The following is a 14,479-nucleotide window of genomic DNA, read 5'->3' as shown; positions in this document are numbered from 1 at the left end:
TAGCGGTGTGAGCCGCTTTCTTTTGCCTACTTTTCTTTGCGGCCGGCAAAGAAAAGTAGGTGCCGCCCCGCACAGGGGCAACGCCAATAGACCACTAAGACCACAAGGAAAGGCCAAAACCCAAGGCAACCAACGAATAGCGCCGCACAGGCAAAAAAAAACCGAACACCTAACCCCAGGAGCCCACCATGATCGACAGAATAACCGCCATGCGCACATTCATCCGAATCGTGGACACCAACAGCTTCACCCGCGCAGCGGAGTCATTAAACATCCCGCGCGCGACGGCGACCACGATCGTCCAGAATCTTGAAGCCCTGCTCGGCACGGCGCTCCTCGCCCGCACGACGCGGCGTCTGAGCGTCACCCCAGAAGGCGCGGCCTACTACGAGCGCTGCGCGCAAATCCTCGCCGACATCGACGACATGGAAGCGAGCATCCGCCACGCAACCGACAACCTCACAGGCCGTCTGCGCATCGAAATGCCCAACGCGGTCGCGAACGCCATCGTGCTGCCGGCACTCGACGACTTCCACACGCGTTACCCGAATCTCGATCTCGCCATCGGCATCAGCCCCCGCACAGTCGACCTGATCTCGGACGCAATCGACTGCAGCATCCAGCTAGGCGAATTGCCCGATTCGAATCTGGTCGCGCGGCAGTTGGGGACGCTCGAACACGTGACCTGCGCGAGCCCGGCCTATCTGGAGCGCCATGGCACGCCCACCGATCTGGACGATCTGCGCGGACATCTCGCGGTCAATTGCATGTCGCCGCATAACGGTCGCGAAGTGGACTTCGACTTCGAGGTGAACGGCGAGGCGCAAACGGTCAAGGTGAGCGGCTTCGTCAAGGTCAGCGACGAACAGGCCTATCTCACCTGCGGACTGCAAGGTCTCGGTCTGATTCAGCCGGCGCGGATCGCCGCGCAACCGTACCTCGATTCGGGACTGCTGCGCGAAGTACTGCCGCAATGGAAACCCGTGCCGATGCCGGTCTCGGTCGCGTTCGTGAAGAACCGCCGCGTGTCGCCGCGCGTGCGCGCGTTCGTCGACTGGCTCGCGGAGTTGTTCGAGAAAACGGAGCACGTCGATCAGGATCTCTCGCGCGTGCGTCAGTTGTTGCGCGGCCTGCATCCCGCCTGAGGCGGTTTCGATGCAGACCGCTCGCAACGCCGCGACAGGTGCGTCAGTTCCGTAGTGTGACCGGCACCGGCCGCGTTAGCAGATCGACGTAGAAGTTGAAAAAGTCCGGATTGTCGAAGCGTTTGACGATCGTCATCTTTTGCAAACCCGCCGGCGGCGAACTCGTATAACCCGTGGACTTGCCGTCATTGGCGCCGAAACTCGTGTCCACGTCCACCCACTCCTCCACTGTCTGCGTCGCGAACGACGGGCGCATCAGATACGCGAGCGTCAGCGTGTCCCAGATGTTCGTCGTGTAATTCGGGTTGGTCTCGAAACCGTTCTTGCCGTCGAAGCCGTAACCGTTCAACGTTTTGAACAGCTGCGTGATGATGGTCTGCTTCATGGGATCGTGCGCGACACGATCGTAAAGCGCCTTGTCCATCTTGACGGTATCCGTCACGTCGAGCGGAATCACCACCTGTTTGATCGGCAAACGCAACACGGTTTTCGCCGCTTCGGGATCGAACCACCAGTTGAATTCCGCTGTCGGCGTGGTGTTGCCCGGCACGTCGATCGCCCCGCCCATGTAGACGATCTGCTTGATCAGCGGAACGATCTCCGGATGCTGGCGCGTGGCGAGCGCGATATTGGTCAGCGGCCCGATCGCCAGGATCGTCACCTGACCGGGATACTGCTTGACCGAATCGACGATAAAATCCACCGCGCTTTTGCCCTGCACTTTCGTATGCGTGGCGAAGCCGTCCGGCGGCGCGACGAGGTCGCTATCCGATTGCGGCTCGGGTGTGCCCCATGCGCCGAGATAACCGTCGCCGCCGGGGAATTGCGCCAGTTCAGCCTGAATGGTCGTGAAGTCATGCGACAAAGCGCGGTTGGCGCCGGCGTACACGCCGATCTGATTTTCAACGCCGAGGCGCTCGACGGATTTCAACGCATCCGCCACACCTTGCTTCAACCATTGATTACCGGAGACGACCGTAATGCCGAGTACTTTCAGCGAACCTTGCGCCTGCAATTGCGCAGCCATCACGCCGAGCTGACCGTCGTCGCTCAGTGTGTTGTAGTCGCTGTCGATAATGACCTTGGGAGGGTCGGCGGGCAGGTTGAGATGACCGCCGCCACATGCCGAGATGGACAAGACGGTCGCCACGGTTGCCAGCCACGTCGATGCCAGGAGAAGTCGCTTCACTGATGCCTCCTTGTTTTAGCGCTGTGCTGCGCTGCCGGAATGAGGAGGCCATCATAGGCGCAAAACTAGCGAAGCAGAATCATCATGTTCGCGGCGTGATTCGTGGAATCAGCGTGGCGATAAGACGGCAGGCGTCATCGTTTTGCTCGACGCGCTGCCTCGCCGTGAAGGCGATCTGAAATCAAGGCTGACGAGCCTGTGCCGACGAGCCGGGGCACGCGGGGTCTTTACCCCAATGACCATCGCAGACGCGCCAGCGGCACAACTGGTCTTCGAAAAAGCCACGCTGCCCGCACTCTTTCACGCGCTCGGCGAGCTTCGCGTTGCCGGGCGCAGCCGATGCGCTGACCTTGGTGGCCGTGTTGCCGCCGGCCGCCTTCGCGTCCGCCGGTTTGGTCCGCGCAACGAGCGCCGCCAACAGATCCGCATCCGAATCGTCTTTCGAAGCGCTACCGCTGCGTGATTTCTTCGACTGCGCGACCGTGCCCGATGTGCTCTCGCGATGATTGCCCGCACTCGCCGCCGCACTTTCCTTCTTGCCGTGGGCCGCCGTCTCGTGCTTCGCGTTGCCGGCGACAGCCGTGGCGTTCTTGCCGTGCTTCGCCGCCGGCACGCTGGCGGCGGGGGCCGCCGATGCCGATGCAACCAATGCCGACGCGCTGCTCGGTTCCGCACCCTCGGCGAGCGCGCGGGACAAGCGGTTTTCGTCGCTGCTAGCGGGCGTTGCGGCGGACGCCGCCGCGGCTTTGCTGTCGCTATCGTCGGCCACGATCGTCGCCGCTTGCGACGACGCCGCAGCCGGCGCCTCGACCTTCGCGACGGCTGGCGGCGCACCGCTCGCGGCGGCGGCCGCTTTCTCGACGTTGGCCGGCGTGGCCGAAGCCAACGACGCGCTTTGCGTGCGCTGCTGCAGATGCCACGCGGCCCAGCCGCCGGCCGCGATCACCAGCAAGGCAACCAGCACGAGCGGCGTTTTCGACCGGCGTGGATTATCCGTAGGCGGCGCGACGCGGCCTTCGAGGTTCGCGAGAATTCGCGAACCATTGCCATCGGCGCCTTTAGCCTTATCGGATAACAGGCTGGGCGGGGCTTTGGAATTCGAACTTTCCGGCGCACTCATTCACTGTCTCATTGAATCCTGGATTATTTCGCCGTGATAATACCGTTCCGACTCGTCTTCGAGCAGGCCTGATTCTAAGAGCAAGCATTACAAAATACAATTGTTTCCAATTTCCGGGGTCGCCTTTGATTGCCGTAGTACTTCTCGCCTATTTCGCCGTTGCCGTCGTAATCGCCGCAATGCTGCTATTGCCGCCGGTGCGTGCCTATTTATTAGGCGCGGCACTCGCTATTCATGCCCGCGTTATGCGCGGGGCATCGCGTCGCGCATCGCGCGCTCGTGGTCAATTAGTACGCTCGGCAAAAATTTCGCAATCGACCGTAGTCGATATGCAAAACTTACTGGCAAAGCGGCGCTTGCTGATTTTTACCACCGCGGGTATTCTTGCGACGCCGCCATTGGTGGCATTGGCATTACGCGGCCGGCAATTATTCCAATTCGATGACACCGCACGGGTTCCGGACGAGAAAATTGCTGCGTTATTGAACGGCGAACAGCTCGTGCCCCCGCCGCCGCTGCCTCCCGAGGTATTCGCAACGCGGGAAGTCGAGCAGATTCGGCCCGCGCTAAAAGACGCGAGCCGCGACTGGAATTTGCTCGATGCCGATTTCAGAACGCGTTTATTGCTCGTTTACAAAATCATGCACGAGCAGTACGGGTACGAAATGGCTTTGCTGGAAGGTTATCGCAGTCCGGAGCGGCAAAACCGGCTCGCGCAAATGGGGGGCAACGTCACCAATGCCGCAGCATTCCAGAGCTATCACCAATACGGCCTTGCCGCGGACAACGCGTTTTTGCGCGAAGGCAAGCTCGTCATTTCAGAAAAAGATCCCTGGGCCATGCGCGGCTATCAGTTATACGGACAGACGGCCGAACAGGTCGGTCTGACATGGGGCGGCCGTTGGAAATTGATGGATCTCGGGCACGTCGAATATCACAAACCGGGCTTCGTCCTCGGGCGCGGTCATTAAGGCGAAGCAGGTAATAAAGAAGGTTAAAAGGGTTGACAATGGGGCGTTCAATCAATTTCTCTGGCGAAGAGCGGCAATCCCGCGAGCATATCCGCATTGGGCCATCCGTGATCGGCAGCGGTCGGTGTCGATTTAACAATTCAGCCTTTTTCGCTGTCACCTGAAAATGCTTTCGCTTTATTTCAAATGCCATACGCGCGCCGCGCTGCCTGCCACACCACGCGCCACAACACATCTCATCAAGACCTGAACGGCCTATGCGACGCATTCTCAACGTGTTGACCCACACACGCACGCTCTCGATCATCGGCTTGCTCGCGCTCGCTGCTGTTTTATTCATCGGCGCGGATACCTTGCAGATCGACCCGCTGTGGCCTGCGATCGCACTCGGCGCGATCGTCGCGCTGTGGCTGCTGGTGTGGGCGGTGCGCCGCCTGCGCGCGCGCCGCGCGAACAACAAGCTCGGCGAAATGCTCGAACAGCAGGCCGAGAAGCAGGCGGAAAGCGGCCCCGCGCCCACGCCGGCGCGCCAGGCCGAACTCGACGTGCTGCGCACGCGCCTCGTCGACGCGGTCAAGACCATCAAGACCTCGAAGATCGGTCAGGTCTCGGGCGGCTCGGCGCTGTACGAGTTGCCGTGGTACATCGTGATCGGCAACCCCGCCGCGGGCAAGAGCAGCGCGGTGCTGAACTCCGGCTTGCAGTTCCCGTTCGCGGACAAGAACAACGCGGTCATCCACGGCATTGGCGGCACGCGCAATTGCGACTGGTTCTTCACGACCGAAGGCATTCTGCTCGACACGGCCGGCCGCTATTCGGTGCACGAGGAAGACCGCACGGAATGGCTCGGCTTTCTCGGCCTGCTCAAGCGCTTCCGGCCGAAGGCGCCGATCAACGGCATCATCGTCACGGCCAGCATTGCCGAACTGACCAGCAGCAAGCCCGAGTTCGCGATCAACCTCGCGAAGAACCTGCGCCAACGCGTGCAGGAGTTGACCGAGAAGCTCGAAGTGTTCGCGCCGGTGTACGTGATGTTCACCAAGGCCGATCTGATCACCGGCTTCACCGAGTTTTTCAGCGGCAGCGACCGCCATGAATACGACCGCGTGTGGGGCGCCACCCTCCCCTACGAGCCGGATGAGAAGCGCGACGTGGTCGGCCTGTTCGACGACCACTTCGAAGAACTGTACGACGGCCTGAAAGAGATCAGCGTCGCGCAGATGTCGATCAATCGCGGCAACAAGCTCTCGCCGGGACAGTTGAGTTTCCCGCTCGAATTCTCGACTATCAAACCGGCGTTGCGCGCGTTTCTCGCCACGCTGTTCGAAACGAACCCGTTCCAGTACAAGCCGATTTTCCGCGGCTTCTATTTCACCAGCGCGTTGCAGGAAGGCGAAACCAATAGCGCCGCCGCCACGCGCATCGCCAACCGCTTCGGCCTCTCCGCCGAGAGCCTGCCCAAGCCGCACAGCGCGTTCTCGAAGAACGGCTTCTTCCTGCGCGACCTGTTCTCCAAAGTGATCTTCGCCGACCGGCAGACGGTCAGGCAATTCGCCAGCCCCGCGAAAACGCGCATGCGCTATGCGACGTTCTTCGGCTTCGTCGCGGTGCTCGCGTTGGCGCTCGGCGGCTGGACGTGGTCGACGATCGGCAATCAGCAACTCGCCGACAACGTCAAGGCCGACCTCGACAACGTCGTGCGTTTGCAGCAGAACCGCAACGACCTGCAATCGCGCCTGCAGGCCATGGACATTCTGGAAGACCGCATCGACCAGCTCGAACAGTTCCGCCGCGACAAGCCGCTGGCCGTTTCGCTCGGGCTGTATCAGGGCGATCGGCTCGAACAGCATCTGCTCACCGAGTATTACAACGGCGTGCGCCAGATCCTGCTCGCGCCGGTCTCACAGAATCTCGCGTCGTTCCTGAAGGACGTCAACGCGCATCCCGATCAGCTCGCGCCGCTGAACCGCACGCCCGATGCCGCCGCGATTCCGGTGTCCGCGCACACGGCGATGGCGACCAACAGCCAGGGCGGACTCTATAGCGATGCGTCGCCGACCAACGTCGAGGACGCCTACAACGCGCTCAAGACCTACCTGATGCTGAGCGACAAGCGTCACGCGGAAACGGCTCACCTGACCGACCAGGTGGCGCGCTTCTGGCGCGGCTGGCTCGAAACGAATCGCGGCAACATGCCTCGCGACGAGATGATCCGCAGCGCCGAGCGCATGATCACGTTCTACCTGTCGCGCGTGTCGGACAACGACTGGCCGATGATCGACCAGAACCTCGGCCTCGTCGATCAAACGCGCGAGAACCTGCGCCGCGTGGTGCGCGGCATGCCGGCCCGTCAGCGCGTCTACGAGGAAATCAAGGCGCGCGCGTCGACCCGTTTCGCGCCGATGACGATCGCGCGCATCGTCGGCGAGAACAATACGGGGCTGGTGGCGGGCAGCTATGCGATCCCCGGCACCTTCACGCGTGAGGCGTGGTTCCAGTACGTGCAGCCCGCGATCCGCGACGCCGCCACCAAGGAATTGCAGGCGAAGGACTGGGTGCTCAACACTTCCGCGCACGACGATCTGACGTTGGAAGGCAGCCCCGAGCAGATCCAGAAAGCGCTGGTCACGATGTACAAGACCGAGTACGCGATGCACTGGCAGAAGTTCATGCAGGGCATTGCCGTGCAGAGCTTCGGCAGCTTCGGCCAGGCCGTGGATGCGATGAACCGCCTGGGCGATCCGCAGGACTCGCCGATCCGCAAGGTGCTGCAAACCGCCTACGACCAAACCTCGTGGGACAACCCGTCGCTCTTCAATGCGAATCTGAAGCGCGCGCAAAGCGGCGTCACGAGTTGGGTCAAGCAATGGTTCTCGCGCGCGCCGACCGGCCAGTTGAACGCGAACATCGACATCAACGGCAATCCGGTCGAAATGCCGATGGGTCCGATCGGCCAGGAGTTCTCGGCACTCGGCCGTATCGTGGTGAGCGGCGACAACGGCTCGATGCTCAAGGGCTACATGGATACGCTCTCGAAGGTCCGCACGCGCTTTAACGTCATCAAGAATCAGGGCGATCCGGGACCGGGCGCGCGTCAGTTGATGCAGCAGACGCTCGACGGCAACGGCTCCGAGCTGGCCGATTCGCTGAAGTACGTCGACGAGCAGATGCTCACGGGCCTCACCGATTCGCAACGCAAGGCGCTGCGCCCGCTGCTGGTGCGTCCGCTGATGGCCGCGTATTCGGTGGTGATCCAGCCGGCCAGCGTCGAAGTCAACAAGGTGTGGAATGCGCAGGTCTATCAGACCTTCCAGGGATCGCTCGCGAACAAGTACCCGTTCGCGGGCGATGCGAAGGTCGAGGCCGGCGCCGGCGAGATCGCCCAGGTGTTCGGACCGGACGGCGCGATCGCCAAATTCGTCGGCACCACGCTCGGACCGCTCGCGGTGCGCCGCGGCGATACCCTCACCGCTCGCACGTGGGGCGACATGGGTCTCGCGCTCACGCCCGACTTCACCAACGGCTTCGCGCGCTGGGTGGCGCCGCTCGCCGGCGGCGCGGCCTCGACCGGCCAAAGCTCGTCCGAACCGCAGACCGTGTTCCAGATCCTGCCGCAGCCGAGCAGCGGCACCACGGAATACACGCTCGCGATCGACGGTCAGCAGATGCGCTATCGCAACACGCCGCCGCAGTGGACCAACTTCGTGTGGCCGAATCCGTCGGGTTCGCCAGGCGCGACGCTTAGCGCCACCACGTTCGACGGCCGCACGCTGCAACTCGTCAACGAGCCGGGCCGCTACGGTCTGGAGAAGCTGATCAACTCGGCGCAGCGCAAGCGTCGTCCGGACGGCACCTTCGATCTGTCGTGGACGCAAGGCAACGTGACGGTGGCGGTCAGCATGCGCATCATCAGCACGTCGCAGGCATCGAGCGGCGGCGACGCGCCGCAGCAACAGAGCCTGCGCGGCTTGCGGCTGCCGTCCTCGGTGGCGGACGTGGGCTCCGCAGCCAACCCGGTCAATGCAACGGCAGCGGGCGGCGCGCCCGCAACCGCGCCGGCTTCGCCGGCGGCTCGGCCGGCCACGGCCGCCGCCGCGGTTTCGAACACAGGGGGTGCGCAATGACGCAAACCGTGCAGGCGCAGATCGCCTACTTCGGCAAGATTCCGTCGCGCGGCGACTTTGTCAAAAGCGCGCATAACCCGCAATTGCTGGCCACGCTCGATCGCTGGATCGCCGAGGCCATGGAATTGCTGAGCGACGATCCGCGCTGGAAGATCGTCTACGAAAACGCCAAGCCCATGCACTTCGCGTTCCTCGGTTCGCGCAGCAAGCTGGCGATTGCCGGGCACATGGTGGCGAGTCACGATCAGTCGTCGCGGCGCTTTCCGTTTCTGGCCGCGACCGCGCTGGAAGTCGAAAAGCCGCTGACCTTCCTCGCGCACAGTCCGCTCGCGTTCGCGCGGCTGTGGTCGCGGGTCGCCTCGCAGATGAAGCCGCTGCTCGGCGCGAGCGAGCCGCCCGGCGCGTTGCAGGCGCTCGGGGAAACGCAGGTGGCGATCGAAATCGGCGGCGGTCCCGACAATCCGCACGACGGCACCTTCAACGATTTCGTCGAGCACCAGACGCTCGCCGGCCTCGAACAGATGCTGCTCGCCAGCGGTCATCCGGTGCGCTTGCGCGGCGCGATGCTGGCGCTCGGCTCGCTGCTGCGTCCGGTCATGCAAAGCGGCTCGTCGCATCTCGAACGCGGGCTCACGTTGCCGTTGCCGAACGATCCGTTTTATCGCAGTCTCGTCGCCGCATTCTGGCTCGAACTGATCGCGCCGTTCGTCGCGCAGGCGGATTTCGAACTGGCGATTTTCATCGGCACGATCGCCGAGCGCGAGCGGCTCATCATCGGCTTTAACGGCGCCTCGGCCAAAACGCTGCACAGCGTGGTCGATCCGCAGGCGTATGCGGCACACAACATCGATATCGACGATCCCGAGTGGATCGACGAACACGCACAGAACGATCATGGCATCAGCAAGCTCGTCAGTTACCTCGACCAACCGCAACTGTCGCTGCGCGTCAGCATCGACACGTTCCGCGAAGCATTCACGGGAGCGTGACACGATGCTGATTAAACACACTCGCATGGCCGCGCTGCTCACGGGTCTCATGATCGGCGGTCTCGCCCATGCCGACAATGACGGCCCGGCGCGCGTCACGCCGGTCGACAACAGCGGCGTGTCGATTCGCACCACGGTCCTGCCGGCGTCGGCGGCCGCTGCCGGAACTGCCGGACCCGCCGTGAACACAGCCGGGCTCGCCAGCGGCACGACGGGTGCGGGCACCGGCGCGGTCACCGTCGCCCCGCCGCCCGCCAATGCAGCGCCGGGCCAGGTCGTGGTGGGCGGCAAGGTGCCGGATGAAGCGACCAAATCCGCCGTGCTGACCAAGCTGCGCGACACGTATGGCGCGGCGAACGTGGTCGATCAGATCGAGGTGGCGGACGTGGCGACGCCGCCGAACTGGTCCGCCAACGTGCAAAAACTGATTGGCCCGCAGTTGAAGCAGATCAGCAAGGGTCAATTGAAGATCGACGGCACGCAGATCGACGTGAAGGGCGAAGTGCACAACGAATCGCAGCGGCAGCAGCTCGCGAGCGACATGGCGAATGCGCTGAATCCAACCTACACGATCAAGAACGGCTTGCGCGTGAGCGCGTCCGAACAAGGTCTGCTCGATCAGACGCTCGCGAACCGCACGATCGAATTCGAAACCGGCAGCGCGACGCTCACGCCGCAAGGCCGCGCCATTCTCGATCAGATGGCCGCGGTGCTGTTGAAAATGACCACGAAGATGGTGGCGATCATCGGCCACACCGACAACTCGGGCAACCGCACGTCGAACATCGCGCTGAGCCAGGCGCGCGCGGATGCGGTGAAGGGTTATCTGGTCGCCAAGGGCCTGCCGCCGCAGCAAATGACCACAACCGGCGTAGGCCCGGACCAACCGATTGCATCGAACGATACGAGCGATGGGCGGGCACGCAACCGGCGCATCGAGTTTCGCGCGGGGTCGTGAGTCGTTGCTTGCGCGCCTCCGCGCCGCCGCGCATGAAAAAAGCTTGGCTTCCTTGAAAATCGAAGCCAGGCTTTTTTGTTTCCCTTGCGGATGCGTTAGCTTTTCTCGTCGGGCTTCACGCCCAGCAGCTCGCGAATATGGGCGAGCGATCCGTCGTCTTTCACCACCGTCGAGAGCCATTGATGCAAGGGCATGTCCGCGCACTCGGCGGCCTTCTCGGCGAAATAGGCGGCCGGATTATGCGGCTCGGTGCCGCGAAAGAATTTCGCCACCGCGCGCAATTGCGCAACCGCTTGCGCACGGCTCTGTATTCCTGCAATCGACGTGGTCGGCATGGTCGTCAACACGGGTTCCTCGCGTTGCGCGGCGGTCTTGAAGGTGGGCTCGGCGCGTTCGGGTTCGTTGGGCGTGGAGGCTTTCGGCGTGGGCGCCGCTTCCACGCCCACGCCCAGGTCGCGGGCGAAGCGTTCGGCCAGACGGTAGACGCTTTCATACGCGTCCTTTACCTGGCGAAAGCTCGGCGCGGAATCGGCGGCACGGCGATCGAGTTCCTGTTCGAGCGCGAGCATCGCCGCTTCGAACGCTTTGAGGTCGACCAGCAGCGTCGAATAAAACGCCGGCGGCGTGCTGCGCTTCGATGCCTCGATCTGCTCGATCGAAGGCTTGCCGCGCGCGATGTCGTCGGCGTGATCCGGATCGCGCTTGACGGCTTGCGCGACATGCGTGGCCACGTCCCAGTCGATCGTGCTATACGAGTTGCCTTGCGACGACGTGAGCGGCATCGCGCGCAGCAGATCGCCGGTGCGGCCCACCAGCCACGCGACGTTGCCGAGACGGTACTCGGTGTCGTCGCCTTCCGGCAGCGGATGCACGTGGTCCCAGTACTTTTCGCACAGCCCCGTCAGCAACGCATAGCCTTGCGTGAGACCGGTGACGCCTTCCTCGATGGCAAGCGCTTCGGTGAGCCATACGGCGAGCCGCAAATCCTTGGTCTGCGTTTGCAGCAGACTGCTCGATCGTTCGACCACGAACGGCCAGTCCGCCTCCTTGATGTCCGTGACCCATTCGCCCTGATCCAGCGACGGGTCCTCGAAACGGCGCGCGTGCTGGATCGCGTCGAAGTCGGCGGAGAAAAGCAGATCGTCGCCGCAGGGCGAGGTTTCGCTGATCGGAGCCAGCAGCGTAGTCAGATTAGTCGGCATGGCAGAAAGCGATAAGTATCCGGTACGGCGTTAAAACAGATCGACTGGCGAACGACGCGTCGACGCGCCGCTTCACACAACCACGTATTCGAATTCGCCCGCTTCGCTCGCGCGCACCGAAATACGTTCGAGCGCGGCGCCGTTCGCGATGCGCTCCAGCACCTGCTGCGCGACTTCGGGCAACAGCGTGCCGTTCAGAATGTGATCGACGTTGCGCGCGCCGGAATCCACCTCGGTGCAACGCGCGAGCACCGCGTCGACCAGCGACTCGTCCCACTCGAACACCGCCTTATGGTTCGACTCGATGCGGCGGCGAATCCGCTCCAGCTTCAACTCGATGATTTCCGCGAGCACGTCATCGGAAATCGGATAGTACGGCACCACTTTCAAGCGGCCGAGAAACGCCGGCTTGAATGCCTTGTAGAGTTGCGGGCGCAACGCTTGCGCGAGTTCGTCGGCGCTCGGCAATTCTTCGGCGCTCCTGTTCAGGCACGCCTGCATCACCGCTTGCGAGCCGACATTCGAAGTCAGGATGATCAACGTATTGCGGAAGTCGATCTCGCGGCCCTCGGCGTCGTCCATCGTGCCCTTGTCGAACACCTGGAAGAACATTTCGAGCACGTCGGGATGCGCCTTTTCGACTTCGTCGAGCAACACGACCGAGTACGGATTGCGCCGCACCGCTTCGGTCAGCACGCCGCCCTCGCCGTAGCCGACGTAGCCCGGCGGCGAGCCTTTCAGGCCTGATACGCTGTGCGCTTCCTGATACTCGCTCATGTTGATCGTGACCATCTTGCGTTCACCGCCGTACAGCACATCGGCAAGCGCGAGCGCAGTTTCGGTCTTGCCGACCCCCGACGGCCCGACGAACATGAACACGCCGCGCGGCTTGTTCGGATCTTCGAGATTCGCGCTCGCGGTGCGCACGCGTTGCGCGATCGCATCGAGCGCATGGTCCTGGCCGATCACGCGCGCGCTCAATAGCGGTTGCAGGTTCAGCACGGTCTGGATTTCGTCCTTGACCATGCGGCCGAGCGGGATGCCGGTCCACGACGCGACGATTTCAGCGACCACGTGGCCGTCGACCTGCAACGGCACCATCGGCTGACCGCCTTGCAACGCGTGCAATTCGGCCACGCGCGTGGCGAGCGTTTCGCGCGCCTGCTGCGCTTTTTCGGCTTGCGCGGCAGCGGCGCTGCTCACACGCGCCGCGTCGATTTCCGCGCGCAGGCCGACGATCTCCGTGACGAGCGCGCGCTCCTTGTCGTAGCGCGCTTCGTCTTCGGCGAGATCCTTGAGGTCTTGTTCCCGTTCGCTGCGCAGTTCCGCGAGCCGCTCGTCGTGCAGCGCGCCGCTCGCCACTTCGCGCTCCAGCGCGGCGATTTCAGCGTCGATACGTTCGAGGCGCTTTTTCGTGTCGTCGATCGCAGCCGGTGTCGAGCTATGCGCCAGCGCGACTTTCGCGCAGGCGGTGTCGAGCACGCTGATCGCCTTATCCGGCAGTTGCCGGCCGCTGATGTAGCGATGCGACAGGCGCACCGCTTCCGTGATCGCGTCGTCGAGCACGCGGACGTTGAAGTGTTTTTCCATCAACGCCGCCATGCCGCGCAGCATCGAGGCGGCGAGCGTTTCGCCCGGCTCCTCGATCTTCACGACCTGGAAACGCCGCGCCAATGCCGCGTCTTTCTCGAAGTACTTCTTGTACTCGCTCCACGTGGTCGCCGCTATGGTGCGCAATTCGCCGCGCGCCAACGCGGGCTTCAGCAGGTTCGCCGCATCGTTCTGCCCGGCCTGGCCGCCGGCGCCGATGATCGTGTGCGCTTCGTCGATGAACAGAATGATCGGATGTGGGCTCTTCTTCACTTCGTCGATCACGTTCTTCAGGCGGTTTTCGAATTCGCCTTTCACGCTCGCGCCCGCTTGCAGCAGCCCCATGTCGAGTACGTGCAGCGCCACGCCTTTCAGCGGCGCCGGCACGTCGTCCGCGGCGATGCGCAGCGCGAGACCCTCGACCACCGCCGTTTTGCCGACGCCCGCCTCGCCCGTCATGATCGGATTGTTTTGCCGACGGCGCATCAGAATGTCGATGGTTTGGCGAATCTCGCCTTCGCGGCCGATCACCGGATCGATCTTGCCGTCACGCGCGCGCTGCGTGAGGTTGCTGGTGTACGTATCGAGCGCGGGTGTTTTGGACGGCGCGCCGGGCAAGCTGTCGGCCGCCGCCGTATCGCTCGTGCTTTCGTCTTCGTTTTGCGCCGCATTGCTGCGCTCGACTTCGCGCGAGCCCGCGGTCAATTCATCGAATTTGTGCTTGAGATCGGTCACCCGCACGTCGCGCAGCAATGGCGACATGCGCTCGGCGAACTGCGCGAGATCCGGCGCCGTCAGCAACGCGAGCAGTAAATGCCCGGAACGGATCCGCCCTATCTGCGAATCGAGCGACGCGATCAACCACGCCTGTTCGAGCAATTCGATCAGATGCTTCGAAAACACCGGCGTGCGCGTATTGCCGGTCTTCAGGCGCTGCAATTCGCGCTCCAGATCGGCACGCAATGCATGAGCATCGACCCGGCTCGCGCGCAGCACGAGCGCGACGTCGCTCGCGGGTTCATCCAGCAGCGCGAGCAACAGATGCTCAAGGTCCACTTCGTAATGACCGCGCGCGAGACAGTTGTTCGCCGCCAGCAATGCCGCCTGCCGGCAGGTCGGATTCAGTTTGGCGATCAGGGTATTGAGGGACGTGCTCATGTCGTGCGATCCGGTCCAGGTTCTATCGTTATG

General features: G+C 63.2%; 9 protein-coding genes. 5 read left to right on the top strand and 4 right to left on the bottom strand.

The window, feature by feature from the left end:
• The first annotated feature begins 188 nt into the window (after nucleotides 1-188).
• Nucleotides 189-1,145: a LysR family transcriptional regulator gene (locus tag BUE39_RS22580; protein WP_073430938.1), complete on the top strand. Its 957-nt coding sequence runs from the start codon at nucleotides 189-191 to the stop codon at nucleotides 1,143-1,145.
• Between the two features lie 43 nt (nucleotides 1,146-1,188).
• Here the strand turns inward: BUE39_RS22580 and BUE39_RS22575 are convergent, their stop codons facing one another.
• Both BUE39_RS22575 and BUE39_RS22570 read right to left on the bottom strand, forming a co-directional pair.
• Nucleotides 1,189-2,334 (bottom strand): nucleoside hydrolase, encoded by a 1,146-nt coding sequence (locus BUE39_RS22575; RefSeq protein ID WP_073430937.1) that lies wholly within the window; start codon nucleotides 2,332-2,334, stop codon nucleotides 1,189-1,191.
• A 181-nt stretch (nucleotides 2,335-2,515) separates the two neighbouring features.
• Nucleotides 2,516-3,454, bottom strand: coding sequence for a hypothetical protein (locus BUE39_RS22570; RefSeq protein WP_073430936.1), 939 nt, complete (start codon nucleotides 3,452-3,454; stop codon nucleotides 2,516-2,518).
• A 125-nt stretch (nucleotides 3,455-3,579) separates the two neighbouring features.
• Here BUE39_RS22570 and BUE39_RS22565 point away from each other — a divergent pair, with 125 nt between their 5' ends.
• The 4 genes from BUE39_RS22565 to BUE39_RS22550 all read left to right on the top strand — a co-directional run bounded on the left by BUE39_RS22565 (nucleotide 3,580) and on the right by BUE39_RS22550 (nucleotide 10,496).
• Complete coding sequence (locus BUE39_RS22565; protein WP_073430935.1) at nucleotides 3,580-4,425, top strand: M15 family metallopeptidase; 846 nt, start codon at nucleotides 3,580-3,582, stop codon at nucleotides 4,423-4,425.
• 257 nt (nucleotides 4,426-4,682) lie between these two features.
• Nucleotides 4,683-8,549: a type VI secretion system membrane subunit TssM gene (tssM, locus tag BUE39_RS22560; protein ID WP_073430934.1), complete on the top strand. Its 3,867-nt coding sequence runs from the start codon at nucleotides 4,683-4,685 to the stop codon at nucleotides 8,547-8,549.
• Nucleotides 8,546-9,538, top strand: a complete 993-nt coding sequence (gene tagF, locus BUE39_RS22555; protein WP_073430933.1) for a type VI secretion system-associated protein TagF — start codon at nucleotides 8,546-8,548, stop codon at nucleotides 9,536-9,538. The genes tssM and tagF overlap by 4 nt, the downstream gene beginning before the upstream one ends.
• Nucleotides 9,539-9,542: 4 nt before the next feature.
• Nucleotides 9,543-10,496, top strand: coding sequence for an OmpA family protein (locus BUE39_RS22550; protein ID WP_073430932.1), 954 nt, complete (start codon nucleotides 9,543-9,545; stop codon nucleotides 10,494-10,496).
• Nucleotides 10,497-10,591: 95 nt separating this feature from the next.
• On the opposite strand, the gene tssA is transcribed toward BUE39_RS22550, so the two are convergent.
• The gene (gene tssA, locus BUE39_RS22545; protein ID WP_073430931.1) at nucleotides 10,592-11,698 is read right to left on the bottom strand and encodes a type VI secretion system protein TssA; all 1,107 of its coding nucleotides are present in this window, start codon (nucleotides 11,696-11,698) and stop codon (nucleotides 10,592-10,594) included.
• 72 nt (nucleotides 11,699-11,770) lie between these two features.
• The gene (gene tssH, locus BUE39_RS22540) at nucleotides 11,771-14,446 is read right to left on the bottom strand and encodes a type VI secretion system ATPase TssH (protein WP_073430930.1); all 2,676 of its coding nucleotides are present in this window, start codon (nucleotides 14,444-14,446) and stop codon (nucleotides 11,771-11,773) included.
• Nucleotides 14,447-14,479 lie beyond the last annotated feature (33 nt).

Origin of the sequence: Paraburkholderia terricola, from assembly GCF_900142195.1 — a bacterium.
Classification (GTDB): Bacteria; Pseudomonadota; Gammaproteobacteria; order Burkholderiales; family Burkholderiaceae; genus Paraburkholderia; species Paraburkholderia terricola.
This window is presented reverse-complemented; position numbering and strand designations above follow the sequence as displayed.